The organism is Caulobacter sp. GW821-FHT12D05 (assembly GCF_058807295.1).
This window is the reverse complement of record NZ_JBXAQO010000001.1, coordinates 1,544,130-1,567,115: the sequence shown is the minus strand read 5'-3', so window position 1 is coordinate 1,567,115 and position 22,986 is coordinate 1,544,130. Positions and strand designations below refer to the sequence as shown.

Annotated in this window: 22 protein-coding genes; 13 read left to right on the top strand and 9 right to left on the bottom strand. The window is 69.1% G+C overall.

All coding sequences use genetic code 11. From position 1 onward, the window contains the following. The first annotated feature begins 52 nt into the window (after nucleotides 1-52). Both hrpB and AC1RRR_RS06955 read left to right on the top strand, forming a co-directional pair. Nucleotides 53-2,494 carry an ATP-dependent helicase HrpB gene (gene hrpB, locus AC1RRR_RS06960; protein ID WP_492811603.1) on the top strand — a complete coding sequence of 814 codons (2,442 nt, stop codon included), beginning with the start codon at nucleotides 53-55 and terminating at the stop codon, nucleotides 2,492-2,494. Nucleotides 2,495-2,578: 84 nt separating this feature from the next. Further along, a complete protein-coding gene (locus AC1RRR_RS06955) occupies nucleotides 2,579-2,737 on the top strand; it encodes a hypothetical protein (RefSeq protein WP_492811602.1) in 159 nt (52 codons plus the stop codon). Between the two features lie 39 nt (nucleotides 2,738-2,776). On the opposite strand, the gene AC1RRR_RS06950 is transcribed toward AC1RRR_RS06955, so the two are convergent. From AC1RRR_RS06950 to AC1RRR_RS06940, 3 genes are read right to left on the bottom strand one after another with little or no spacing between them, the layout of a single operon-like run. Beyond that, entirely contained in the window at nucleotides 2,777-3,568 is a 792-nt protein-coding gene (locus AC1RRR_RS06950) for a TrmH family RNA methyltransferase (RefSeq protein ID WP_492811600.1), read from the bottom strand. Then, nucleotides 3,569-4,480 (bottom strand): RsmD family RNA methyltransferase, encoded by a 912-nt coding sequence (locus AC1RRR_RS06945; protein ID WP_492811599.1) that lies wholly within the window; start codon nucleotides 4,478-4,480, stop codon nucleotides 3,569-3,571. It abuts the gene before it with no gap. 17 nt (nucleotides 4,481-4,497) lie between these two features. Further along, nucleotides 4,498-5,916, bottom strand: coding sequence for a glycosyltransferase (locus tag AC1RRR_RS06940; RefSeq protein ID WP_492811598.1), 1,419 nt, complete (start codon nucleotides 5,914-5,916; stop codon nucleotides 4,498-4,500). A 209-nt stretch (nucleotides 5,917-6,125) separates the two neighbouring features. Here AC1RRR_RS06940 and AC1RRR_RS06935 point away from each other — a divergent pair, with 209 nt between their 5' ends. The 4 genes from AC1RRR_RS06935 to AC1RRR_RS06920 are packed head-to-tail and all read left to right on the top strand — an operon-like array spanning nucleotide 6,126 to nucleotide 9,304. Further along, entirely contained in the window at nucleotides 6,126-6,761 is a 636-nt protein-coding gene (locus AC1RRR_RS06935; RefSeq protein ID WP_492811597.1) for a TetR/AcrR family transcriptional regulator, read from the top strand. A gap of 4 nt (nucleotides 6,762-6,765) precedes the next feature. Then, a complete protein-coding gene (locus AC1RRR_RS06930; RefSeq protein ID WP_492811595.1) occupies nucleotides 6,766-7,572 on the top strand; it encodes an ABC transporter substrate-binding protein in 807 nt (268 codons plus the stop codon). Continuing rightward, entirely contained in the window at nucleotides 7,515-8,555 is a 1,041-nt protein-coding gene (locus AC1RRR_RS06925) for a FecCD family ABC transporter permease (RefSeq protein WP_492811789.1), read from the top strand. Before AC1RRR_RS06930 ends, AC1RRR_RS06925 begins: the two co-directional genes overlap by 58 nt. After that, entirely contained in the window at nucleotides 8,552-9,304 is a 753-nt protein-coding gene (locus AC1RRR_RS06920; RefSeq protein ID WP_492811594.1) for an ABC transporter ATP-binding protein, read from the top strand. The genes AC1RRR_RS06925 and AC1RRR_RS06920 overlap by 4 nt, the downstream gene beginning before the upstream one ends. Here the strand turns inward: AC1RRR_RS06920 and AC1RRR_RS06915 are convergent. Beyond that, nucleotides 9,301-11,406, bottom strand: coding sequence for a lytic transglycosylase domain-containing protein (locus AC1RRR_RS06915; protein ID WP_492811592.1), 2,106 nt, complete (start codon nucleotides 11,404-11,406; stop codon nucleotides 9,301-9,303). The genes AC1RRR_RS06920 and AC1RRR_RS06915 overlap by 4 nt on opposite strands. 245 nt (nucleotides 11,407-11,651) lie before the next feature. Between AC1RRR_RS06915 and dapA the strand changes: the two genes are divergently transcribed. Both dapA and smpB read left to right on the top strand, forming a co-directional pair. Beyond that, a complete protein-coding gene (dapA, locus tag AC1RRR_RS06910) occupies nucleotides 11,652-12,536 on the top strand; it encodes a 4-hydroxy-tetrahydrodipicolinate synthase (RefSeq protein ID WP_492811591.1) in 885 nt (294 codons plus the stop codon). After that, nucleotides 12,536-12,997: an SsrA-binding protein SmpB gene (smpB, locus tag AC1RRR_RS06905; RefSeq protein WP_454716805.1), complete on the top strand. Its 462-nt coding sequence runs from the start codon at nucleotides 12,536-12,538 to the stop codon at nucleotides 12,995-12,997. Before dapA ends, smpB begins: the two co-directional genes overlap by 1 nt. An 11-nt stretch (nucleotides 12,998-13,008) precedes the next feature. On the opposite strand, the gene AC1RRR_RS06900 is transcribed toward smpB, so the two are convergent. Beyond that, on the bottom strand, nucleotides 13,009-13,128 hold the full coding sequence (locus tag AC1RRR_RS06900; protein ID WP_454716804.1) for a hypothetical protein: 120 nt from the start codon (nucleotides 13,126-13,128) through the stop codon (nucleotides 13,009-13,011). Between the two features lie 213 nt (nucleotides 13,129-13,341). Here AC1RRR_RS06900 and AC1RRR_RS06895 point away from each other — a divergent pair, with 213 nt between their 5' ends. After that, nucleotides 13,342-13,887 (top strand): DUF1697 domain-containing protein, encoded by a 546-nt coding sequence (locus AC1RRR_RS06895; RefSeq protein WP_492811590.1) that lies wholly within the window; start codon nucleotides 13,342-13,344, stop codon nucleotides 13,885-13,887. 69 nt (nucleotides 13,888-13,956) lie between these two features. Here the strand turns inward: AC1RRR_RS06895 and AC1RRR_RS06890 are convergent, their stop codons facing one another. The 4 genes from AC1RRR_RS06890 to AC1RRR_RS06875 all read right to left on the bottom strand — a co-directional run bounded on the left by AC1RRR_RS06890 (nucleotide 13,957) and on the right by AC1RRR_RS06875 (nucleotide 16,876). Then, nucleotides 13,957-14,151 carry a hypothetical protein gene (locus AC1RRR_RS06890; protein ID WP_492811588.1) on the bottom strand — a complete coding sequence of 65 codons (195 nt, stop codon included), beginning with the start codon at nucleotides 14,149-14,151 and terminating at the stop codon, nucleotides 13,957-13,959. Between the two features lie 150 nt (nucleotides 14,152-14,301). Beyond that, nucleotides 14,302-15,297 carry a DUF2891 domain-containing protein gene (locus AC1RRR_RS06885; protein ID WP_492811587.1) on the bottom strand — a complete coding sequence of 332 codons (996 nt, stop codon included), beginning with the start codon at nucleotides 15,295-15,297 and terminating at the stop codon, nucleotides 14,302-14,304. After that, complete coding sequence (locus AC1RRR_RS06880; RefSeq protein WP_492811585.1) at nucleotides 15,294-16,235, bottom strand: DUF979 domain-containing protein; 942 nt, start codon at nucleotides 16,233-16,235, stop codon at nucleotides 15,294-15,296. The genes AC1RRR_RS06885 and AC1RRR_RS06880 overlap by 4 nt, the downstream gene beginning before the upstream one ends. Then, the gene (locus AC1RRR_RS06875; protein WP_492811583.1) at nucleotides 16,232-16,876 is read right to left on the bottom strand and encodes a DUF969 domain-containing protein; all 645 of its coding nucleotides are present in this window, start codon (nucleotides 16,874-16,876) and stop codon (nucleotides 16,232-16,234) included. Before AC1RRR_RS06875 ends, AC1RRR_RS06880 begins: the two co-directional genes overlap by 4 nt. Before the next feature lie 148 nt (nucleotides 16,877-17,024). Here AC1RRR_RS06875 and AC1RRR_RS06870 point away from each other — a divergent pair, with 148 nt between their 5' ends. The 4 genes from AC1RRR_RS06870 to AC1RRR_RS06855 all read left to right on the top strand — a co-directional run bounded on the left by AC1RRR_RS06870 (nucleotide 17,025) and on the right by AC1RRR_RS06855 (nucleotide 22,975). Further along, entirely contained in the window at nucleotides 17,025-17,801 is a 777-nt protein-coding gene (locus AC1RRR_RS06870) for a class II aldolase/adducin family protein (RefSeq protein ID WP_492811581.1), read from the top strand. Nucleotides 17,802-17,893: 92 nt separating this feature from the next. Continuing rightward, nucleotides 17,894-18,583, top strand: coding sequence for a hypothetical protein (locus AC1RRR_RS06865; RefSeq protein WP_492811788.1), 690 nt, complete (start codon nucleotides 17,894-17,896; stop codon nucleotides 18,581-18,583). Between the two features lie 118 nt (nucleotides 18,584-18,701). Next, nucleotides 18,702-19,832: an efflux RND transporter periplasmic adaptor subunit gene (locus tag AC1RRR_RS06860; protein WP_492811579.1), complete on the top strand. Its 1,131-nt coding sequence runs from the start codon at nucleotides 18,702-18,704 to the stop codon at nucleotides 19,830-19,832. Next, entirely contained in the window at nucleotides 19,832-22,975 is a 3,144-nt protein-coding gene (locus tag AC1RRR_RS06855) for an efflux RND transporter permease subunit (protein WP_492811577.1), read from the top strand. The genes AC1RRR_RS06860 and AC1RRR_RS06855 overlap by 1 nt, the downstream gene beginning before the upstream one ends. Nucleotides 22,976-22,986: the final 11 nt, after the last annotated feature.

Here is a 22,986-nt window from a genome sequence, read left to right as displayed (position 1 = left end):
GCTAGTCCAGCGCTGCTTGGCGGCGGGAGCGGCTGCGGCTAAAGCGGGCGCGATGTTGCCCATTTTCGAGGCCCTTCCGGCGCTGAAAGGCGCCCTAGCCGAACGGGATACCGCCGTTCTCGTCGCGCCGCCCGGTGCGGGCAAGACCACGGCCGTTCCCTTGGCGTTGTTGGAAGAGCCGTGGGTTGAAGGGCGCAAGATCATCGTCCTGGAGCCCCGCCGCCTGGCCGCCCGCGCCGCCGCTACGCGCATGGCCGCCAACCTGGGCGAATCCGTCGGCGAAACGGTCGGCTTCCGCGTGCGCCTGCAGTCCAAGGTCTCGGCCAGGACACGCATCGAGGTGGTCACCGAGGGCGTCTTCACCCGGATGATTCTCGACGACCCGGGCCTGGACGGCGTCGCCGCCGTGCTGTTCGACGAGTTCCACGAGCGCAGCCTGGACGCCGACCTGGGCCTTGCCTTCGCGCGCGACGTGCAGAGCGTGCTGCGCGACGATCTGCGCCTCTTGGTCATGTCGGCCACCCTGGACGGCGCCCGCATCTCGGCGCTGCTGAACGACGCGCCCGTGGTCGAGAGCCAGGGCCGGATGTTCCCGGTCGACACCCGCTATTTGGGGCGCGACGAACGCCAGCGCCTGGAAGAGCGCGTCGGCCGCGCCGTCGAGCGCGCCTTGGCGGAGGAGAGCGGCTCGATCCTGGTCTTCCTGCCGGGCCAGGGCGAGATCCGCCGCGCCGAGAGCTGGCTGAACGAGCGTCTGCGCCGGCCGGACGTCGATATCGCGCCCCTGTATGGCGCGCTGGAGCCCGCCGCCCAGGACCGCGCCATCAGCCCGTCGCCGGTCGGCCGCCGCAAGGTGGTGCTGGCCACCTCGATCGCCGAGACCAGCCTGACCATCGAGGGCGTCCGGGTCGTCATCGACGCCGGCCAGGCCCGCGTGCCGCGCTACGACCCGGCCTCGGGCATCACCCGGCTGGAGACCGTCCGCGTCAGCCGCGCCGCCGCCGACCAGCGCCGAGGCCGCGCGGGCCGCACCGAGCCTGGCGTCTGCTATCGCCTGTGGGACGAGCCGGAGACCCGTGCGCTGCCGGCCTTCGCGCGGCCCGAGATTCTGGAGGCAGACCTCTCGCGCCTGGCCCTGGACCTGGCCCGCTGGGGCTCGCGCGATCCGTCGGGCCTGACCTTCCTGGACCCGCCGCCGGCCGCCGCCTTCGCCGAGGCGCGCACCTTGCTCACTCGCATTCAGGCGCTGGACGGGCAGGGCGACCTGACCGCTCACGGCAAGGCCCTGGCCGAGATGCCGCTGCCGCCGCGCTTGGCCCACATGGTCGTTCGCGCAGCCGCCTCGGGCCAGGCCCGCGAGGCCGCCGAGATCGCCGCCGCGCTGACCGAGCAGGGCCTCGGCGGCAAGGATGTCGATCTGCGCCGACGGCTGGAAAACCTGCACCGCGACCGCTCGCCCCGCAGCCGCGACGCCATGGCCCTGGTCGAGCGCTGGAGCCGCGCGGCGGGCCGCCCCTCCGGCGCCAAGGTGCTGGAAACCGGCCTGATGCTGGCCGAGGCCTATCCCGAACGGGTGGCCAAGGCGCGCGGCAAGCCCGGCGAGTTCCAGCTGGCCGGCGGGCGCGGCGTCTATCTGGAACCGACCGATCCCCTGGCCCGCGAGGCTTGGCTGGCGGTGGGCGAGCTGGGCGGCGGCGACAGTCGTGACCGCATCCTGCTAGCCGCCGCCGTCGACGAGGCCGACCTGCGCGAGACCTTCGCCGACCGCCTGGTCGCCGAGGACCGCCTGGAGACCGCCGGCGGCAAGGTCCGCGCCAAGCGCCTGCTGCGCCTGGGCCGGCTGGTGCTGGAAGAGCGGCTGATCGAGAACCCCGACCCGGCCATGATCGCCGGCGCTCTGATGGACCAGGTCCGCGCCGACGGCCTCTCGACCCTGCGCCTTGGGAAGGGTGTCGAGGGCTTCCGTAGCCGGGTCGCCTTCCTGCGGGCGCTGGACGAGACGGCCTGGCCCGACCTGTCGGACGCCGCCCTGATAGCCCGCCTGGACGAATGGCTGGAGCCGCTGCTGCACGGCCGCTCCTCCTTGGCCAGCGTCGATGAAAGCAGCCTGGACGGAGCGATCCGTTCGCTGGTCGCCTGGGACCTGCAGCAAAAGGTCGAGGCCATGCTACCGGCGCGCTTCACGGCCCCGACCGGCACCACGGTGGCCATCGACTACGCCGCCGACGCAGGCCCGCGCATCGACATCCGCGTGCAGGAGCTGTTCGGCCTGACCGAACACCCCAGCATCGCCGGCGGCAAGGTGCCCCTGGTGCTGTCGCTGCTGTCGCCCGGCCACAAGCCGATCCAGATCACCCGCGACCTGCCCGGCTTCTGGAAGGGCTCCTGGCGCGAGGTGAAGGTCGAAATGAAGGGTCGTTATCCCCGCCACGTCTGGCCGGATGACCCGGCCAACACAGCGCCGACGACGCGGGCCAAGCCACGCGGGACCTGAGCGGCCGCTTTCGACCCGTTGTAGACATTGCTCCCAGCAACCTCGAGGCGTAGCGTCACTGGCGCGAATTGGGGAGGACCGCTGATGTTCCCGATGTGGGTGTATTTCGCCGTTGCGCTCGCGATTGCGGGAATCGCGTTCGCTATCGCGCCGTTCGCCGAAGGGCTCGGCACGATGTTCGTCATAGGGGCGACCACCCTGTGGGCCGCCTTTTCCGCGTACCACGGCGCAAGAAGGCGCTAGCAATAGCCGGCGCTTCCCACCCGTTCCCGCCGTCTAGCGCTACCCCGTGACCGTGTAGATCATGATCCCCGTGGCCACCGACAGGTTCAGGCTGTCGGCGCGGCCGCGCATCGGGATCTTGACGTTGACGTCGCAGGCGGCGGCCAGCTCGGGCGGCAGGCCCTGTTGCTCGTTGCCCATCAGGATCAGTGACGGCTTCACATAGTCAGCGGACTTGTGGTCGACCGTGGCGGTCAGCAGAGTGCCGACCACGCTGCCGGGCCAGGTTTCGCGCCAGGCCAGGAACTCTTGGATGGTGGCCTTGGCGATCTTGACCGCGAAAATCGAGCCCATGGTCGCCCGCACGCCTTCGACCGAATAGGGGTCGACGCAGTCGCCGACCAGGATCACCCCGCCGCAGCCAGCCGCGTCGGCGGTGCGGATGACGGTGCCCAGGTTGCCCGGATCGCGGACGGCCTGCATGGCCACCCAGCACGGCGCGCTCTCAGGAATGATCGCCGACAGGGGCGTGTGGACTTGCTGGAACACCGCCACGACCGCCTGCGGGTTATCGCGGCGCGAGACCTTTTCCAGGATCTCGCGATTGACCTCGATGACTTCGCCGCCGGCCTTCAGGCATGAGGCGACGGCCTTCTTCAGCATCGGGTGATCGGCGGCGTCCGGGCCGTACATGACGATCTTGGGCGCGTGGCCGCAGTCGATCGCCTCGATGACGATCTTCAGGCCCTCGGCCAGGAACAGGCCGCTCTCCTCACGCTCCTTGCGCATGTGCAGGGCGCGGACGGCCTTGACGGTGTTGTTGGTCAGGGAGGTGACGGTCTTGGTGTTCATCTAACCTTCCGACGACCAGCGGGCGAAGAACGACAGGCCGATCTGGCGGTCGCCCTTTTCCTCGACCAGCGACAGCTCGCCCCAGTCGATGACGCCGCCGCGGCCTTCCAGCTCTTGCGCCAACAGGCCCGACATCGCCGCGCCCGAGACGCGGGCGGCATAGGCGTTCATCAGCAGGAACGAGGCGTCATCCGAGAGCAGGGCGGCGCAGTCCTTGGTCAGGGCGGCCAGGTCCTCGAACAGGCGCCAGACCTCGCCGTCGGCGCCGCGGCCGAACTTGGGCGGGTCCAGGATGATGCCGTCATAGGTGTTGCCGCGCCGGACCTCGCGGGCCACGAACTTGCGGGCGTCCTCGACGATCCAGCGGATCGGCTTGTCGGCGAGGCCGGCGAAGGCGGCGTTCTCGCGCGCGAACCCGACGGACTTCTTGGAGGCATCGACGTGGGTGACGGCCGCGCCGGCGGCGGCGCAGACCAGCGAGGCCACGCCCGTATAGCCGAACAGATTCAAGACCTTCGGCTGAGGGCCTGAGACGCTGCACAGCGCCCGGACGCGCTCATCCTGCCAGGCCCAGTTGGCGGCCTGCTCGGGGAAGAAGGCCAGATGGCGGAAGGGCGTGAACTGGCCATGGAACTTGGCGCCGCCCCATGCCAGGTCGAACTTCTCGATCGGCTTGCCCTTGAAGCGCCAGCGGCCGGCCTCGTCCTCGTCGCTGGGATCGAAGACGGCGTCGGCGTCGTCCCAGACCTTCTGGTCCAGGCGCGGGGCCCAGAAACACTGCGGCTCGGGGCGGACGACCGTGTAGCGGCCGTAGCGCTCGAGCTTCTTGCCGTTACCGCTGTCCAGCAGGGCGTAGTCCGCCCAACCTGTGGTGCGCATGACGATGGGGGCGGGAGCAATCTTCGGAGCCATCGCCCGCCCATACCGCCTTACGGGTGGGGAGGTCCAGAGCGCGGCGCATGCCGCGTCTTGTCCCAGCGGTGCGGGGCGGTGATGAACTGATGCAGGGCCTTCACCGCCGCAGCGCTCTGGAACAGCCAATAGGCAGGCATGCCCAGCAGGTGCAGGGACTTTGGCAGGCCGCCGGCCCGCATCACCCCGCGCGCCCCGGCGATGGCGGCCGAGCCCCAGCCCAGGACGTAGAGCATCAGGTCCCACGCCGGGATGCCGAACGCCGCGTCGGGCAGGTAGTCGATGATCGCCGCTGTGATGGCGACGGCCATGACGGGCCCGTGCAGGTGGGAGGAGGCCACCGACTGAGCCAGGGTCAGGATCAGCGCCAAGGCGTTGCGTGGCTGGCGCGGGACCGGGCCGCGCGCATGGACGGCTAGGGTCTGCATGTGGCCCTTGATCCAGCGCGCCCGCTGCGGGAACCACTGCTCGACGGTCGTCGGGGCGGTTTCCCACGTCGGGCGGCCGATCACGCCCAGGCGATGACCGGCGGCGGCGAGGCGGAAGCCGACATCGGCGTCCTCGGTGACGTTATAGGGATCCCAGCCGCCGACCGCGCGCAGCGGCGCGGTCTTGAAGTGGTTGCTGGTGCCGCCCAGCGGAAAGGCCAGGCCCCAGCGCGCCAGGGCCGGCAGCAGCACCTCGAAATGGGCGGCGTATTCCAGGCGAAACTGCGAGGGCAGGAACAGCGAAAAGCCAGGATCCTCGATCCGTAGCGGCGCTTGCAGGCAGGCCACCCGCGCGTCCGATGCGGCGAAGCGGGCGGCGGCTTCACGCAGTTGGCCCGGATCGGGCATGTCCTCGGCGTCGTAGATCACCACCAGCTCGCCCCGCGCCCGGTCCAGGGCATGGTTGCAGGCGCGCGGCTTGGTCTTGGGGACGCCCGGCGGCGCGATCAGCACCTGGACGAAGGCGGGCAGGTCGATGGCGCGGACGGCGGCCTTGGTGACCTCGTCGTCGGCCTCCAGCACGATCAGGGCCTGCAGCCGGTCGCGCGGATAGTCGATGGCGATCAGGTTCTCGACGAGCTCGGCCACGACCTCGGCCTCGCGATAGAGCGGGGCGATGATCGTGTAGGTCGGCAGGTCCGCCTCGGCCAACGCGGGGACGTGGACGGGCGGCAGCGGCGTGCAGGCCGCCGCCAACCGGGTGAAGCCGCCCAGCAGGAAGACGCCGAAGAACAGGTGGTGGATTACGGTCATGGCGCCGTTCGGATCCAGCGCCACGCCCAGCGCCGCCAGCAGGCCGGCCAGGGCGACAAAGGCCGCCTGAACGCGTGACAGCGTCATGTGCGCGCCGTCTCGCGCGCCGGTTTCCGCCGGTCCTTCCTGTGCGGCAGGCACAGGTCCGCCCATCGGCCTGGACGCGAAGTCCAGCCGTCTTTCCTCGCGCGCCATGGAAGTTCCCGAACGCTGCTCGCCCCAACGGCGCGCATAACGGAATCGCAACCAAAGGCTGTCAAATGGAAAAATGCGCGTTTTGCGACGTGTTCCTCGCGCGCGCGAGGCGAGGCTCGCCCGAAATTCTCCTGCGACGCACGTTCTTGCGACGGCTGGGTGATTCCCGTTTAGTGTCGGACTGGGGAAATGCAGGGGAAGCCAAGTCCGTGACGGTCGTTCTGAAGAAGCCTCACAAGTCCGCGCGAAAGCCCAAGGGTGACGGGCACTTGCGTCGAGGCGAGATCCTGGCGGCGGCTGAAAAGATCTTCATCGCCGAAGGTTATGCCGGCGCGACGATCCGCAAGATCGCCGATGCCGTGGGGGTGTCGTCGACGGCGCTCTACATGCACTTTCGCGACAAGGACCAGATCCTGCTGGAAATCAGCAACGACGCGATCGAGCGTCTGCTGGAACTGAACACCCAGATCGCCGCCCAGCCGATCGACCCGGTCTCGCGGGTGCGGGTGATGCTGGAGGCGTACATGCAGTTCGCCCTGGACAACCCCAACACCTACCAGCTGGTGTTCTGCAGCACCGGCGAGCACGTCTCGCAGGACAAGAGCGCCGACGTCATGGCGCTGGGCGACCGGTGCTTCGAGAAGTTCAGCGAGCCGGTGCACCAGATCGCCGCCCAGGGCCGCCTGCGCTCGGGTTCGGCCGTCGAGGCCGCCGAGGTGCTGTGGAGCGGCTGCCACGGGCTGGTCTCGCTGCTGATCACCAAGCCCTCGCGCGGGTGGTCCGATCCCGAACAGCTGATGAAGGTGATGCTGGACGGCCTGTTGTACGGCTTGGTCACGGACTGATTTCATGAGCGCCGCCAAGGCCTTGCTAGCGCTTCTGGCGGCGATGGCGGTTGCGCCCAGTGCGGTGCTGGCCGGACCGCGCGTGATGTCGCTGGACTCGTGCGCCGACCAGTACGTCCTGGCCCTGGCGCCGCGCGAGACCATCGTCGGCCTCTCGCATCGGGCCGTCTCGCGCGACAGTTACATGCGCGACCGGGCCGGCGGACTGCCGCTGCGGCGGGCCACCTTCGAGAGCCTGGTGGCGGCGCGGCCCGAGGTCGTGGTCCGCCTGTGGGGCGGCGACGCGCGGCTGTCCAAGGCCTTGGAAAAGAAGAACATCACCACCGTCGCCCTGGACGACGCCGCTGACTTCGACGGCCTGCGGGCCAATGTCCGCAAGGTCGCCGTCGCCCTGGATCGCAAGTCGCAGGGCGAGGCGCTGATCGCCCGCATGGACGCCCAGCTGGCGCGTTCGGCCGGAGCGGGGCAGGGACGGGCGGCCCTCTATCTGACGCCGGGCGGCTTCACGGCCGGCTCGGGCACGCTGATCGACGCCATGTTCAAGGCGGCCGGATACACAAACGCGACCAAGGACACGTACTTCGCGCCGGTGTCGCTGGAGCGGATGGTGATGCAGCCGCCGGCCGCGGTGGTGCTGGGCCTGTTCGACATGGTCCGTGCTGGCGCCGATCGCTGGGGACCCGGCCGCCACGCCGCGCTCCAGAAGGTCGTGAGCACCCGCACCGTGGCCTCGCTGCCCGGCTCCGTGGTCGGCTGCGCCGGCTGGTTCGCCGCCGATGGGACCGAAGCCCTGGCGAGGGCGGCGCGATGAGCTTGCTGCGTCTCTGTCTCCTGATGCTGCTGGCCTTGGCTGGCGCGGCGATCCTGGCCGTGTCGCTGGGCGAAACGCCGTTGACCATGGCGCAGTACGGCCTGGCCCTGAGCCATCCGGCTTCGCCGCCGGGTGAAGTGCTGTGGACCATCCGCGCGCCGCGCGTCGCCGTCGCCGCTCTGGTCGGGGCGGCTCTGGGTCTGGCGGGCGCGACCATGCAGGGACTGCTGCGCAACCCGCTGGCCGATCCCGGCGTGCTGGGCGTTTCGGCAGTCTCAGGCCTGGGCGCGGCTCTGGCGATCTCGGCGGGCTTGGCCCTGGTTCCCGGCGGCATCGAGCTGTCGGCCCTGGTCGGCGCCTTGGCCGCCGGCGCCATGGTCGTGGCCCTGGCGGCGCGGTTCAAGGAACCTGAGGCGCTGATCCTGTTCGGCGTGGCCTTGTCGGCGTTCGGCGGCGCTCTGACCGCATTGGTCTTCAACCTTTCACCCTCGCCGGTGGCGACTGCCGAGATCCTGGCCTGGCTGATGGGCTCGGTGCAGAACCGCGACTGGACTGACGCCGCTCGAGCGCTGATCCCGATGGCGCTGGGGGCGGCCCTGTGCATGCGGGCCGGGCAGGGGCTGCGCATGCTGACCCTGGGCGAGGAGGCCGCGCGGATGTCGGGCCTGCCGATGTCGCGCCTGCGGGTCTATGCGGTGGCCGGCTCGGCCCTGCTGACCGGCGCGGCCGTGGCGGCGGCGGGCGTGATCGGCTTCGTGGGTCTGGCCGCGCCGCACCTGGTGCGGGCGCTGGTCAAGGACGATCCCCGCCGGATCCTGTGGCCCTCGGCCTTAGCCGGCGGGCTGCTGCTGGTGCTGGCGGACCTCGCAGCCCGCCTGATCCCGACTGAGCAGGAGCTGAAGCTGGGCGTCGTGACGGCCCTGTTTGGCGCCCCGGCCTTCGCCCTGCTGGCCTGGCGCGCCTCGCGGAGCTGGCGGGCATGAGCGCCTGGACCCTCACGGACCTCTCCGCCCGCCAGGGGCGCAAGACGGTGCTGGAAGCCGCGTCTCTCAGCGTCGCCGCCGGGGAGCTGGTCGGTGTGGTCGGCCCCAACGGCGCGGGCAAGACCAGTCTGTTGCGCGCGGGCCTAGGCCTGCTGCCGCTGAGCGTCGGCGAGGCGAAACTGTCGGGCAAGGCCCTGGCCGCCCTCAAGCCGGACGAACGCGCCAAGCTGGTCGGCTACCTGCCGCAGGACCGCCGCGTGGCCTGGAACCTGCCGGCCCGCATGGTCGCGGCGCTGGGCGCCAGCGACCTGGCCGACACGGCGGCCGACCTCCTGGCGTTGCAATGCCTGGACCGCGTGGGCGCCAGGGACCTGGCCGATCGCGGCGTGCTGGACATGTCCGGCGGCGAGCGCGCTCGGGTGCTGCTGGCGCGCCTGTTGGCCACGCGGGCGCCGCTGCTGGTCGCCGACGAGCCGGTGGCGGGTCTGGATCCGGACGCTCAGCTGCTGACCCTGGACCTGCTACGTGCCGAGGCCAAGCGTGGCGCGGCCGTCGTAGTGACCTTGCACGACCTGGGCCTGGCGGCCCGGTCCTGCGACCGGATCATCGTCGTCGATCACGGCCGCATCGTCGCCGAGGGCAAGCCGCGCGAGGCGCTGTCGCGGTTCATCCTCAGCCATGTCTTCCGGCTGGACGGCGAGCTGGTCCAGACCGATGTCGGGCCGGTGCTGGCGGCGAAACGCGCCTAGGGCTGGGCCGACCCGATGTCCGCCGAGGCTACCGACGGCGTGTAGACATAGCCGCCGCGCTTGAGGTCGGACGACAGGGTCAGCGGGCTGACGCCGCCGTTCAGGCGGGCGCGATACACCATCGTCGTCTCCAGGGTCCGCATCACGTAGTTGCGGGTCTCGGAGAACGGGATGCACTCGATGAAGTCCAGCGGGTCGGTCTGGGCGCCGCGCGGGTCGCCGCACAGGCCCGCCCAGGCGGCGGGACGTCCCGGACCGGCGTTGTAGGCCGCGGCGGCCATGATGTACGAGCCGCTGAAGCTGCGGACCATGTCGCCCAGATACACCGAGCCCAGGCGCATATTGTAGGGCGCGTCCGACAGGCGATCGACGGTGTGGGCCTCGCCCAGCTTGCGCGCGACGATGGCGGCGGTGGCCGGCATCAACTGCATCATGCCGCGCGCGCCGACACCCGAGCGGGCGGCCGGGTCGAAGTTACTTTCCTGGCGCGAGATCGAATAGACGAAGGCCGTCTCGGCCGCGCCGGCGCCGGGCGTGAAGTGGTGGTCCAGCAGCGGATAGCCGCGCTCGGGCAGCATCATGCCGCGCTGGGCGGCGGTGCGGACCGCGCGCATGGCCAGGTCCTGGTCGCCGTAGCCGCGCGCCATGTCGACTAGCAGGGCCGACTCTTCGGCATTGGGCAGGGTGTCGTCGATATACAGAACCAGGCTGCGGAACAGGTCGCGCTGGCCGTTGTCGGCCAGGATCCGCGCGGCGCGGACCTGCTCGCGGCCATAGAAGCGGGCGCGGTCGGCCTGGGTGATGACCGGGTCGCGGTCCAGGCGCAGTTCCTTGATGCCCGCCTTCTCGGCGGCCAACTGGCCGTAGAAGGTGGTGATGTAGCGCGCGCCCTCGCCATAGAAGGCCTGGGCGGCGATCAGGTCGCCTTGCGCCTCGGCCGCGCGGCCCTGCCAGTAGAGGGCGCGACCGCGGGTGATCGGCGAGGCGCCGACGGCGGCGATCTCGGCGAAGTGGGCGGCCGCGGCGTCGGGGTTCTTCAGGCGGGTCAGGGCGATCCAGCCAGCGTAGAATTCGCTCTCGGCGATGTCGGCGGGGGCTAGCGCCCGGGTGTTGTCGGCGGCGGCGTAGGCGCCCGCGCTGTTGCCAGCCTTCAGGGCCGAGACGATCAGCTGCTTGCGCTCCTTCCAGATGGCGGTGGAGGCTTCCTCGGTCGGCGGGACCGGGAAGTTGACCACCATCGGCAGGGCCAGGGTGTCCATGCCGGCGCGGCGCAGATAGGCGGCGCGCTCGAACACCACGCCGGGCGAAGCCTGCAGGTCGGGCGTCAGGCCGTTGTAGAGCGTGTTGGCGCTGGCCGAATTCGAGCGATAGGCCATGCGCACGCGGGCGGTGGCCTGCCCGGTGTCGGACAGCATGGCGACGATGTCGCGGGCGGCGGGGCCTTGCTGGCCGTACAGCAGTATGTCGGCGCGGCGGGCGTAGTCGTCGGCGGTCAGCATGCCGCCGAAGCGGGCGATCATGCTGCGCTGGGCGTCGGCCTCGAACACCTTGTCGCGGAAGGTGCGGCGGATCAGGTTCGTGGCGTCCTGGTTGCGGCCCGTGGCTTGCCAGGCGCTGGCCAGGGCCATGGCGCCGTCGGCCGTCGCCGGCTGGGCGCCGCCGAACCAGGCGATGATGCGGGCCGGATCCAGGCCCGAGGTCGACAGCGCCTTTTCGGCGGCGGCGTCACGGCGGGCGCCGCGCGGCCAGCCCGACAGATCGCGGCGAGCGGCGTCCAGTTCGAAGAAGCTCAGCGCCTCGGCGTTGCTGTCGACCAGCTGCCACTGGGCGATCTTCTTGGCGATCGGATCCTGCAGGCTGTCCATGGCCATACGCGCGCCCGAGACGTCGCCACGCTTGGCGGCGGCCAGGGCGGTCTGCAGGTTGGCCGAGTCGGTGTCGGACAGGGCGCCCGGGACGGCGGTCGGCGGGGTGGTGATCAGGCCGGGCTGGCTCTGGTACGGAGTCGCATAGCCCGACGTGGTCTGGGCGTCCGCGGCCCCGACGACCAAGGCCACGATGCAGGCTCCCCCGAGCAGAATCCGACGCGCCACAGACACCAAACCACTCTCCTTAACCAAGCCCCCGAAGAGCTTGTACTCGAATCTCGGGCCGTCCCCTATGCGACGATTCAGGCCCTAATAGGTTTAAAGACCGGTTGGCGGGGCTTGACCGGACCGGCTTGGCCCATCAAATCCCGCACCTGCCCCGAGGCGCCCATTGCGGGACCGAGGGGCAGGGACATATTGTCCGCCCCCATCATCCTGCCGCAACCGATGCGGCGTCTCCTCACGGCAATTTGCAAGTCATGGTCCAGTCTCACTTCAAGGGCGTCATTCCGGCCCTCGTCACGCCGCTTCGGGACGGTGAGGTGGATGAAAAAGCGTTCGTGACCCTGGTCGAGCGCCAGATCTCGGGCGGCGTCCATGGCCTGGTGCCGGTCGGCACCACCGGCGAGACCTCGACCCTGTCGCACGAGGAGCACAAGCGCGTCGTCGAGCTGTGCGTGAAGACCGCCGCCGGCCGCGTGCCGGTGATCGCGGGCGCGGGCAGCAACTCGACCGACGAAGCCATCATGCTGGTCCAGCACGCCAAGACTGTCGGCGCCGACGCCGCCCTGGTCGTGACCCCGTACTACAACCGTCCCAGCCAAGAGGGCATGTACCAGCACTACAAGGCGATCAACGACGCCGTGGAGCTGCCGGTGTTCGTCTACAACGTGCCAGGCCGCACGGGCGTCGACATCTCCAACGAGACCCTGGCGCGCCTGTCCAAGCTGCCCAACATCGTCGGGATCAAGGACGCCACCGGCGACCTGACCCGCATCAGCATGCAGCGCCTGCTGTGCGGTCCCGACTGGGTGCTGCTGACGGGCGACGACCCCTCGGCCCTGGGCTACATGGCCCATGGCGGCCACGGCGTGATCTCGGTGACCTCGAACGTCGCCCCGGAGGCCTGCGCGGCCTTCATGAACGCCTGCATGGCCGGCCAGTGGGAAACCGGCCTCTACTGGCAGGATCGCCTGGTGCGCCTGCACAAGGCGCTGTTCCTGGATTCGTCGCCGGCCCCGACCAAGTTCGCCATGGCCCAGCTCGGCCTGTGCTCGGACGAGGCGCGCCTGCCGATCACCACCTGCGCCGAAGCCGTGCGTCCGATCATTCTGGAAGCCATGCGCGAGGCTGGCCTCGAGTAATGACCAAGCCGATCGCGGAGAACCGGCGCGCCCGGTACGACTACTTCATCGAGGAGGTCTTCGAGGCCGGCATCATGCTGACCGGCACCGAGGTGAAGTCTCTGCGCGTCGGCCGGGCCAATATCGCCGAGTCCTATGCGTCGGTCGAAGGGCGCGAGATCAAGCTGATCAACGCCGACATTCCGCCCTACGGCCACGCCAACCGCTTCAATCACGAGCCGCGCCGGCACCGTAAGCTGCTGCTGCATCGCAAGCAGATCGACAAGCTGATCGGTGCGGTCCAGCGCGACGGCCGGACGATGATCCCGCTGAAGCTCTATTGGAACGAGAAGGGCCTGGCGAAGCTGGAGATCGGCCTGGCCAAGGGCAAGAAGAACCACGACAAGCGCGAGACCGAGGCCGCGCGCGACTGGCAGCGCGACAAGGCCCGCCTGATGAAGAGCGGCGGCCGAGACGACTGAGCGGCTCTCCCTTAGGAGAGCCCGCCCAGGGTGACGAAGCCGATGGCCAGGCCCAGGGCGAACGCGCCGGCGCTGACCAGGAGGTAGGTTCGGACTTCGGTACGCAACTGGTTACGCGTGGTCTGGGCCATGGCTAGGCTCCATCAGGTCGCGCCATCCCGGGCGCGGCAAATCAGTCCCTGATGAATATGTTAGCCCTACCAGCGGCGAAACATTGTCAACGATTGTAAAGGGTTGGCTTGGGGGGTGTTGCACGGGCTTTACGTGTTCGTCCGTCCTCAGGACTAGCGACCGCTTTCGACGCCGAAGAAGTAGATCAGCCGTCTCGTTTGAAAGGCCCGACCATGTCTCTCCACATTGCCCTGCTGCGCAGCGTTAATGCCGCTGGCGGTCGCCTGATCACCGCCGACGAGCTGACCGGCCTGCTGACCGATCTCGGCCACACCGAAGTCCGCATGGGCCCCAAGGCCGGCGACCTGGTGTTCGAGAGCGGGGAGCGCACGGGTACAGAACTTCAGACGCAGATCGAAACCGAGCTGATGGCGCGCCTGGGCCTGCGCACCGATGTCTATGTCCGCAGCGCCGAGGCTTGGCGGGCCCTGGTCGCGGCCAACCCGTTCCCGGATTTCGCGGCGACCGATCCGGGCTGGCTGATGACCCTGTTCTGCAAGGACACCCCCGACAAGAAGGCCATGGGCGCCCTGCGTGCGGCAATCCGCGGGACCGAGCAGGCGCGGGCCGAAAGCCGCCAGATCTATGCGATCTATCCCGACGGCGTCGGCGGCTCGAAACTGACCAACAGCCTGGTCGAGAAGACCCTTAGCACGCGGATCACCGGTCGGCCGTGGACGGCGGTGCTGGCGCTCGCCGAGATGCTTGAGCCGATCTAGTCTCCCACCGGCCGTCATTCCCGCCGCAAAAGCGTGAATGACGGAGGTTGGAGGTTGATGCTGCGAACTTCAGGCCAGGACCGGCACTTCGTAGACCTTCGAAGCCACGCCGCGTTCGAACAGGTCGCCGCAGATGGCGAGGGCCTGCTTGTAGGCGGTTTCGACGCTGTCGAAGTGTCCGGCCAGTCGACCGTCCTCGGTGACGACCCAACCTTCGGAGACGTGGGCGATTTCTATACGCTGGCAGTGGGCGGCGTCAGGCATGACGACGAACTCCCCGAACTAGAATCGCGCCCCTGAGCTTGAGCGCGCGTTCATCCTTAACGCGTACCCGTCGCCTTGCATTGTCAACGATTGTAAACCGTGTGCGGACATTCGTGCAAGCGATCTTATCGTCAGGGTTGCATGGTCTAGCTAGCCGTTCTCCAGCGCCAGCAGGGCGAAGGTGGCCAGCCAGTGCTCGCCCATATAGTCGCCGGACACGTGCGGGATGGCGGCGGCCAGGTGGTTGAGGGCCGCGTTGACCGCGTGGGGCTTGGCCGGATCGGCCTCGGACATGGCGCTGGCCAGGGTGCGCCAGCACCAGGCGCGCGACAGGTTCAGGCCGTCCAGGTGGGCGATCTTGCCGTCGCTGCGGTCGCTGACCCGGACAGGGTTGAACAGCGTGGCGGGCTGCTTTTGGCCAAGGTCTGGCAGGAAACGGGGGAACCAGATCTGGAACCGCTCGTGCGACAGCAGGCGGCGCATGGCCTCGGCCTCGATCAGGGCGGGCGAGAGGAAGTCGTCGCCCGACGGCTCCCACGCCGGGCAGGCGGCGTCCTGGCCATACCAGACCAGGGCCCGGCTCTGCAGCAGGTCGAAGAACGGCTGGTCGCCGGTCATCTCGGCATATTCGTAGGCGAGCACCAGGGCGAAGGCGGTGTTGTAGTGCGTGCCCGTGCGGACCGGATAGTCGGCGATGGGCAGGAAGGTCTCGAAGCGGGCCTTGAAGGCGGCGGCCAGGGGCGCGTGTGCCTTGGCCCAGGGCCGGTCATGGCGCAGCAGTTCTGCTTGCAGCATCAGGCTCCAGGCCCAGCCGTAGGGGCGCTCGAAGCCTCGGCTCCCGGGACGGGCCAGGTAGGCGACCTCGCCGGCGACCTTGTCCGGCGTGAAGGCGTCGTCGAACAGGGCGACGATGGTCTCGGCCTCGGCCATTTCGGGGCGCAGGCGCAGCAGGGTGGCCAACAGCCAGTAGCCGTGCACGCACGAGTGCCAGTCGAAGCTGCCGAAGAAGATCGGATGCAGCTCGCGCGGCGAGCGGACGTCGTCCGGCCCCGCCATCACATGGTCCAGCTTGTTGGGATACTCGCGGGTCAGGTGGCCCAGGGCGATCTTGGCGAAGCGCGAGGCGGTGGATCGGGCGAGGCTCATTTGTGAAAAGCGAGGGCGTTCATCAGGACCACGTTGACGACCAGCATCAGCACCGCGGTCGGCGCCTGGGCGCGGATCACGGCGTAGCGGTCCTTCAACTGTAGGAGGGCGGCTGGCACAAGGTTGAAATTGGCCGCCAGCGGCGTCAGCAGCGTGCCGCAGAAGCCCGACAGCATGCCGATGGCGCAGACCACGGCCGGATCGCCGCCGAAACGGCCGATGACCAGGGGCAGGGCGATGCCGCCGGTCATCACCGGGAAGGCCGCGAACGCGTTGCCCATCATCACCGTGAACACCGCCATCCCCAGGCAGTAGGCGACGACGACGGCGAAGCGGCTGTCGACCGGCGTCAGCTGCACGGCCAGCTCGCCGATGGTCTTGCCGACGCCCGCGAGCGCGAAGACCGCGCCCAGAGCGGCCAGCATCTGGGGCAGCAGGGCGGCCCAGCCGACCAAGTCCATCAGCCGGCGACCTTCTTGAAGGGGCGCTGAGGCCGGCTGGCGGAACATGACCTTGGCCAGGATCGCCGCGACCAGGGCGGCGAGGGCCAGGGAGACCAGGGTGGCCTGCTTGGGATCGACGAACGACAGGCGTTTCAGGGTCAGGGAGCCGACCAGCACCAGCACGGGGATGACCAGGGCCGGGATGAACAACCGCGCGCCGTAGGTCGCCGCCAGGCTCTCGCGCTCGTCGGGCGAAGTGGTCTTCGGCGCGCCGACGCCCAGCTGGCCGGTTCCGGCGATCAGGGCCAGGGCCAGCGCCAGGAAGCCGTTGCCCAGGTCGCCGAAGCGGTCGCCGAACAGGAAACTCGCCGCGAACAGGCCCCAGAAGGCGGCGTTGCCGAAGCGCTTGCGGTTCTCGCGATCGGCGGCGCTCAGTGCGGCAAAGGCCGCGAACATCAGGCCGGCCAGCAGATAGACGAGCGGCAGGCCGATCATGACTTCAGCTTTCGATCGAACAGCAGCAGTCGGCCGCCGTGGATGACGAAAGCCGCGATCGCTGACGGGATCGCCCACATGGACAGATGCAACGGCTCGACGGTGATGCCGCTCTGGTCCAGGAAGCCGACGATCAGCAGGATCGAGCCGATGGCCAGGAAGATGTCCTCGCCGAAGAACAGTCCGACATTGTCGGTGGCGGCGGTCATCGCCTTGACCTGTTCACGCTGGTCCTCGTCCAGCGGCTCGCCGGCGGCCTCGGCCATCGGCGCGACCAGCGGACGGACGGTCTGGGCGTGGCCGGCCACCTGCGTCATGCCCAGGGCCGCCGAGATCTGGCGCAGGGCCAGATAGGCGATCAGGAGCCGGCCCGGCGTGGCCGCCTTCAGCCCCTGGATCGTTCGGCGCGCCTGTTCGCGCAGGCCGGCGCGCTCCAGCACCGCGATGGCCGGTAGGACCAGCCAGGCGACGGTGACATAGCGGTTGGTGTTGAAGGCCTTGCCGAAGGCGGCCAGCACTTCAACCGGCGACAGGCCGGCGGCCAGGCCCGAGGTCAGGGCGGCGGCGATCACGACCAGCAGCGGATTGAAGCGCAGGGCAAAGCCCAGCACGATCACCGCCACGCCCAACAGCGTCAGCATTTGGTCCGACTCGTCCCCTCGTTCGAAGGCACGGTCCGATGCGCCGAGCAGGCTGGCAAGCGGGCAGGCGGGTTCATCGGCCCTCTTGACTGCCTTTCGCCTCGGCGCGACCCTCAAGGTAACAATGATAACCTACGGGAGGCTCACCATGGCCGATGGCGCCCTGCCTATCACGTCCCTCAAGGGCAAGGTCAGCGAAGCGGAGTGGCAGGCGCGGGTCGATCTCGCCGCCCTGTATCGTCTCGTGGCCCTGCACGGGTGGGACGACATGATCTTCACCCACATCTCGGCCCGCATCCCGGGTCCCGAGCATCATTTCCTGATCAATCCGTACGGGATGTTCTTCGGCGAAATGACCGCCTCGTGCCTGGTCAAGGTCGACCTGGACGGCAACGTCATCGACAAGACGCCGTACTACATCAATCCGGCGGGCTTCACGATCCACTCGGCCATCCACGCCGCGCGCGAGGACGCCCACTTCGTCATGCACCTGCACAGCGACCAGGGCGTGGCGGTCTCGGCGCACGCCGAGGGCCTGCTGCCGCTGACGCAACATTCACTGATTGTCTTGCCTCAGCTCGCCTATCACGACTATGAAGGCATTGCTCTCAACTTGGACGAGCGGGAACGGCTTGTGGCCGACCTGGGCGAGACCAAGAAGCTGATGATGCTGCGCAACCACGGTACGCTGTCGGTGGGCAGCTCGGCGGCTGAGTGCTGGTTGGGGATGTTCTTCCTGGAGCGGGCGTGCGCGCAGCAGGTCATGGCGTTGTCGATCGGACGCGAGAACGTCCTCCTGGCGCCCGACGCGGCGCAGGAGGAGGTGCGCAAGCAGGTCGGCATGGGCATGGGCATGATCGGCGGCCTGGCGTGGCCGGGCTGCTTGCGCAAGCTGGATCGCGAGCTGCCGGGCTACGCGGACTAGGCTGCGTTTCCAAGATCCTGAAAGCCGTCGCGGTCCTGGCGATCGCGGCGGCTTTTTCGTGCCCGGTCGCGGCGCTGGCGGGCGCCTGGCCGGTGGAGAAGGGGCGTACGCTCTTCATCGCCAAATACGAACAGAGCACCGCCAACCAGGGCTTCGACCCTGACGCCGTGCTGGTCGACATCGGCCATCGCCGCGACGAGGCGCTGTCGGTCTTTGTCGAGCACGGCCTGACCCCGCGCCTGACCCTGCAAGCCAAGGCCGGTGTCACGCGCGGCCACGACCAGTGGGTCGAGTACTCCGGGCGCGGACCGGTCGAGGCTGGGCTGCGCTGGACCGTTCGGCAGGACGACCGCTCTGCCCTGGCGGTCTATGTCGGCGCGGGGGAGGCGGGGGCAGGCCGCAACGCCGGCTATGCCGCGCCGGGGCAGGGGAGCCTGGATCTGGAAGCCCGCGTGCTCTACGGCCGCTCGGGCGTCTGGAAGGGCCGCGAGGTCTATGTCGACCTGCAGGCCGCGCGGCTGAAACGCCAGGGACTGGCCGACGAGACCCGCATCGACACGACCCTGGGCCTGCGTCCGGCCAAGAACTGGCTGCTGCTGGCCCAGACCTATGGCGGCCAGGCCGACCGCGACACGATCAAGGCGCGCTGGCTGAAGGCCGAACTCTCCGTCGTCCGATCGCTTGGAAACTGGAGCGTCCAGGCCGGATGGCGTGATACGTTGTCAGGACGCGAAACCGCCCGCGATCGCGGCGTGGTGCTCGCTTTGTGGCGACGTCTGTAGCTTGTTTCAAAACTGAAACAGTTGGTCATCCGCGTGTCACTGGACGCCGCTTTAGGCTGCGGTGCATATCTCGCCGCACTTATAGCTTCGCCGAGTCATCGGCGCCCGGAGCGTTTTCTTGATCCGCAGGCACTTCTTCCTCGTGGTGGCCCTGGTGGCCGTGGTCCTGATGGTCGTGATCGGGGGCTGGAAACTCGCCTTCGCCGACAAGGAGGCCAAGGGCGGCGCCGGCGGCGGTCGCGCGACCAACGTCTCGCAGGCGGTGGTGGCCGAGCAGGCGTTCACCGACCGCATCGAAGTGCTGGGCGCGGCCAAGGGCCGTCAGTCGGTGACGATCACCTCCAACACGCCGGAACTGATCACTTCGGTTCACTTCAGCGACGGCCAGGCCGTCACGCGCGGCCAGGTGTTGGTCACGCTGAAGGCCGACCAGGAAGACGCCGGCGTCTCGGAAGCCAAGGCCCGGCTGGCCCAGGCCGAGCGCGACTACGCCCGCTGGAAGACCCTGGCCGACAAGGGCATCGCCCCGCGCGCCACGGCCGAGCAATATCTGTCGGCCCTTGAAGTCGCCAAGGCTTCGGTCGGCACCGCCCAGGCCCAGAAGCTGGACCGCGTGCTGCGCGCGCCGTTCTCGGGCCGGGTCGGCATTTCGGACGTCGCGCCGGGCATGCTGATCGCCGCCGGCACGCCGATCGTTAGCCTGGACGACGCCTCGGTGATCCGCGTCGATTTCTCGGTGCCCGATCGTTACCTCTCGACCCTGCGCGTGGGCCTGCCGATCGCGGCGCGTCCCGACGCCCTGCCGGGCGAGACCTTCCAAGGGACGATCGCCCAGATCGACACCCGCATCGATCCCGCCACCCGCGCCATCAAGGCCCGCGCCGAGTTCCCGAATGGCGGCGGCCGCCTGAAGCCGGGCATGCTGGTCAAGGTCGCCATCGACCAGGGCGTGCGCAACGCCCCCGCCGTGCCGGAAGCGGCCGTGCAGTTCGAAGGCAACCAGGCCTCGGTCTATCGCATCGCCAAGGGTCCGAAGGGCATGGTCGCCCGTCGCACCGACGTCGACACCGGCATCACCCAGAACGGCTTCGTCGAGATCCGCGGCGGCCTGAAGGCCGGCGACAAGATCGTCGCCGACGGCCTGAACCGTATCCAGGACGGCGCTCCGGTGGGCGGCGGCAAGGGCGGGCAGGGTGGCGGCCAAGGCGGCAAGGGCGAAGGCAAGAAGCGTGAAGGCAAGGCCGGCTGATGCTGTCCGACCTTTCCGTCCGTCGTCCCGTCTTCGCCGCCGTCGCGGCGATCATTCTCTGCGTCATCGGCTTCGCGGCGTTCTCGTCGCTGGCGATCCGCGAGCTGCCCAATGTCGACCCGCCCGTGGTCTCGGTCTCGACCGCCTATCGCGGCGCCTCGGCCGAAGTCATCGAAGAGCGCATCACCCAGGTGATCGAGCGCCAGGTGGCCGGCATCCAGGGCATCGACCGCGTGAACTCCAGCAGCCGTGACGGCCGCTCGCAGATCACCATCACCTTCAACCTGGACCGCGACCTGGACGCCGCCGCCAACGACGTGCGCGACGCCGTCAGCCGGGTTACCAGCAACCTGCCGGACCAGGCCGATCCGCCGCAGATCGCCAAGGCCAATGCCGACTCATCGCCGATCATCATCCTGAACCTGACCTCGACCACGCTGGATCCCCTGCAGCTGGCCGACTATGCCGACCGCTATCTGGTCGAGCGGATGTCGACCATCGACGGCGTGGCCCAGGCCAACCTGTTCGGGGCCAAGATCTACGCCATGCGGATCTGGCTGGACGCCAACGAGATGGCCGCCCGCGGCGTGTCGGTGGACGACGTCGAGAACGCCCTCAACGCCCAGAACCTGGAACTGCCGGCCGGCTCGCTGGAAAGCGCGTCCAAGGACTTCACCATCCGCGTGGCCCGCGCTTACGCCAAGCCGGAAGAGTTCGCCCGCCTGCCGCTGCGCGCGGCTGACGCCAACGGCTTCGTGCTGCGCCTGGGCGACGTGGCCCGCATCGAGGAAGGTCCGGACGAGCGCCGCCGCCAGTTCCGCGGCAATGGTATCGATCAGGTCGGCATCGGCCTGACTCGCCAGTCGCAGGCCAACGACGTCGCCATCTCCGAGGCCGTCCGCAAGGAAGTGGACGTCATCAACCAGAGCCTGCCGCCTGGCACCAAGATGGTCGTGGCCGTGGACAACTCGATGTTCACCGCCGAGGCCATCCACGAGGTGTGGATCACCATGGGCATGTCGATCGGCCTGGTCGTGCTGGTCAACCTGATCTTCCTGGGCAGCTGGCGTTCGGCGCTGATCCCGTCGATCGTCGCGCCGATCTGCATCCTGTCGACCTTCATCGTCCTGGCCCCGCTGGGCTTCTCGCTGAACCTCCTGACCCTGCTGGCCCTGGTGCTGGCCGTCGGCCTGGTCGTCGACGACGCCATCGTGGTGGTCGAGAACATCCAGCGCCGGGTGGACGAGGGCGAGCCGGCCCTGGTCGCCGCCGAGCGCGGCACCCGCCAGGTGTTCTTCGCCGTCGTGGCGACCACCATCGTATTGATCTCGGTGTTCGCGCCGCTGATGTTCCTGCCCGGCTATATCGGCCGCCTGTTCGTCGAGCTGGCCGTGGCCATCGCCGCCGCCGTCGGCTTCTCGGCCCTGCTGGCGCTGTCGCTGTCGCCGATGATGGCGTCCAAGCTGCTCAAGCCCGCGCACGGCGAGGGCTGGCTGGCTCGTCGCGTCGATCGGGCCATGGACGCGCTGAAGAACTCGTACCGCGCCTCGCTGGAAAGCATCCTGGGCGGCTGGTCGGCGGCGATCGCCGGCGGCATCGTGGTGCTGCTGGCGGGCTTTGCCTTCCTGCTGTTCACCCACATTCCCAAGGAGCTGGTGCCGCCGGAAGACCGTGGCCGCGTCGACATCCAGATCAGCGCGCCGGAAGGGGCGGGCTACGACTACACCGCCTCGATCGGTTCGCGCGTCGAGAAGATCATCTCGAAGTATCGCGAGAACGGCGAGGCCGAGCGCACCATCCTGACCATCCCGCGCTTTGGCCAGAACCAGTTCAACAGCGGCAACGCCGTCGTGGTCATGAAGCCCTGGGGCGAGCGCAAGAAGACCGCCGACCAGGTGGCCGCCGAGCTGAACAAGGAGCTGTCGAAGATCACCGGCGTGCGCGCCGTGGCCAGCGTCCGGGGTCCGTTCCAACGGGGCGGCGGTGGCGGCGGTGGCGGCGGCACCAACGTCGACCTGATCGCCGTGGGCAACGACTACATCCAGCTGGCCGACTGGCTGAAGCCGATCCTGGCCGAGGCCCAGGACAATCCGGGCCTGTCGCGTCCGCGCCTGGACTATGAGCCGACCGCGCCGCGCCTGCTGGTGCAGATCGACCTGGACAAGGCCGCCACCCTGGGCGTCTCGGCCCAGTCGGTCGGCCGAGCGCTGGAGACCATGTTCGGCTCCCGCCAGGTCACGACCTACATCAAGAACGGCCAGGAATACGACGTCCTGCTGCAGACCAACCTGGACCAGCGTCGCAGCGTCGAGGACCTGAACCGCCTGAACGTGCGGACCAGCTCCGGCGCCCTGGTGCCGCTGTCGACCGTGGTGACCACTCAGCTGCGCGGCGACACCCCGGACCGTCCGCGCGTCGACCGCCTGCGCTCGGTGACCCTGACCACCCAGCTGAACCCCGGCTACACCGTCGGTGACGCCGTGACCTTCTTCCAGGACCTGGCCAATGAGCGCCAGGCGCCCGGCGTCAGCATCAAGTGGGGCGGCCAGGCCAAGGACTATCTGGAAGGCTCGGGCGGTATCGCCATCGCCTTCGGCTTGGCCCTGCTGCTGGTGTTCCTGGTGCTGGCGGCCCAGTTCGAAAGCTGGATCCACCCGGCCGTGATCATGCTGACCGTGCCGCTGGCGGCGCTGGGCGGCCTGTTCGGCCTGCTGGTCATGGGCTCGACCATCAACACCTACAGCCAGATCGGCCTGATCATCTTGGTCGGCATCGCCACCAAGAACGGCATTCTCATCGTCGAGTTCGCCAACCAGCTGCGCGACGAGGGCCTGACCGTGCGCGAGGCGGTGATCGAGGCGGCGGCCCTGCGCCTGCGTCCGATCATCATGACCTCGATCGCCGCGGCCATGGGCGCCTTGCCGCTGATGCTTTGGGCGGGCGCTGGCGCGGGAAGCCGCAAGACCATCGGTTCGGTGATCTTCACCGGCTCGATCTTCGCGACCCTGCTGACGCTGTTCATCGTTCCGGTGTTCTATGACCTGCTCGCGCGCTTCACGAAGTCGCCGGAGTGGACGGCGCGCCAGATCGAAGAGTATGAAGCCGCCGAGAAGAACGGCGAGGGGCAAACCTCGCCCGCTTAACGCAGGTGAGG

What these genes read in the sequence shown, in the direction of transcription:
- AC1RRR_RS06950 (WP_492811600.1), bottom strand. Translation starts at nt 3,568, where the DNA reads ATGAACACCAAGACCGTCACCTCCCTGACCAACAACACCGTCAAGGCC.
- AC1RRR_RS06880 (WP_492811585.1), bottom strand. Translation starts at nt 16,235, where the DNA reads ATGATCGGCCTGCCGCTCGTCTATCTGCTGGCCGGCCTGATGTTCGCG.
- AC1RRR_RS06945 (WP_492811599.1), bottom strand. Translation starts at nt 4,480, where the DNA reads ATGGCTCCGAAGATTGCTCCCGCCCCCATCGTCATGCGCACCACAGGT.
- AC1RRR_RS06875 (WP_492811583.1), bottom strand. Translation starts at nt 16,876, where the DNA reads ATGCTGACGCTGTTGGGCGTGGCGGTGATCGTGCTGGGCTTTGCCCTG.
- AC1RRR_RS06940 (WP_492811598.1), bottom strand. Translation starts at nt 5,916, where the DNA reads ATGGCGCGCGAGGAAAGACGGCTGGACTTCGCGTCCAGGCCGATGGGC.
- dapA (WP_492811591.1), top strand. Translation starts at nt 11,652, where the DNA reads ATGGTCCAGTCTCACTTCAAGGGCGTCATTCCGGCCCTCGTCACGCCG.
- AC1RRR_RS06870 (WP_492811581.1), top strand. Translation starts at nt 17,025, where the DNA reads ATGGCCGATGGCGCCCTGCCTATCACGTCCCTCAAGGGCAAGGTCAGC.
- hrpB (WP_492811603.1), top strand. Translation starts at nt 53, where the DNA reads ATGTTGCCCATTTTCGAGGCCCTTCCGGCGCTGAAAGGCGCCCTAGCC.
- AC1RRR_RS06885 (WP_492811587.1), bottom strand. Translation starts at nt 15,297, where the DNA reads ATGAGCCTCGCCCGATCCACCGCCTCGCGCTTCGCCAAGATCGCCCTG.
- AC1RRR_RS06930 (WP_492811595.1), top strand. Translation starts at nt 6,766, where the DNA reads ATGAGCGCCGCCAAGGCCTTGCTAGCGCTTCTGGCGGCGATGGCGGTT.
- AC1RRR_RS06955 (WP_492811602.1), top strand. Translation starts at nt 2,579, where the DNA reads ATGTTCCCGATGTGGGTGTATTTCGCCGTTGCGCTCGCGATTGCGGGA.
- AC1RRR_RS06895 (WP_492811590.1), top strand. Translation starts at nt 13,342, where the DNA reads ATGTCTCTCCACATTGCCCTGCTGCGCAGCGTTAATGCCGCTGGCGGT.
- AC1RRR_RS06855 (WP_492811577.1), top strand. Translation starts at nt 19,832, where the DNA reads ATGCTGTCCGACCTTTCCGTCCGTCGTCCCGTCTTCGCCGCCGTCGCG.
- AC1RRR_RS06900 (WP_454716804.1), bottom strand. Translation starts at nt 13,128, where the DNA reads ATGGCCCAGACCACGCGTAACCAGTTGCGTACCGAAGTCCGAACCTAC.
- smpB (WP_454716805.1), top strand. Translation starts at nt 12,536, where the DNA reads ATGACCAAGCCGATCGCGGAGAACCGGCGCGCCCGGTACGACTACTTC.
- AC1RRR_RS06920 (WP_492811594.1), top strand. Translation starts at nt 8,552, where the DNA reads ATGAGCGCCTGGACCCTCACGGACCTCTCCGCCCGCCAGGGGCGCAAG.
- AC1RRR_RS06890 (WP_492811588.1), bottom strand. Translation starts at nt 14,151, where the DNA reads ATGCCTGACGCCGCCCACTGCCAGCGTATAGAAATCGCCCACGTCTCC.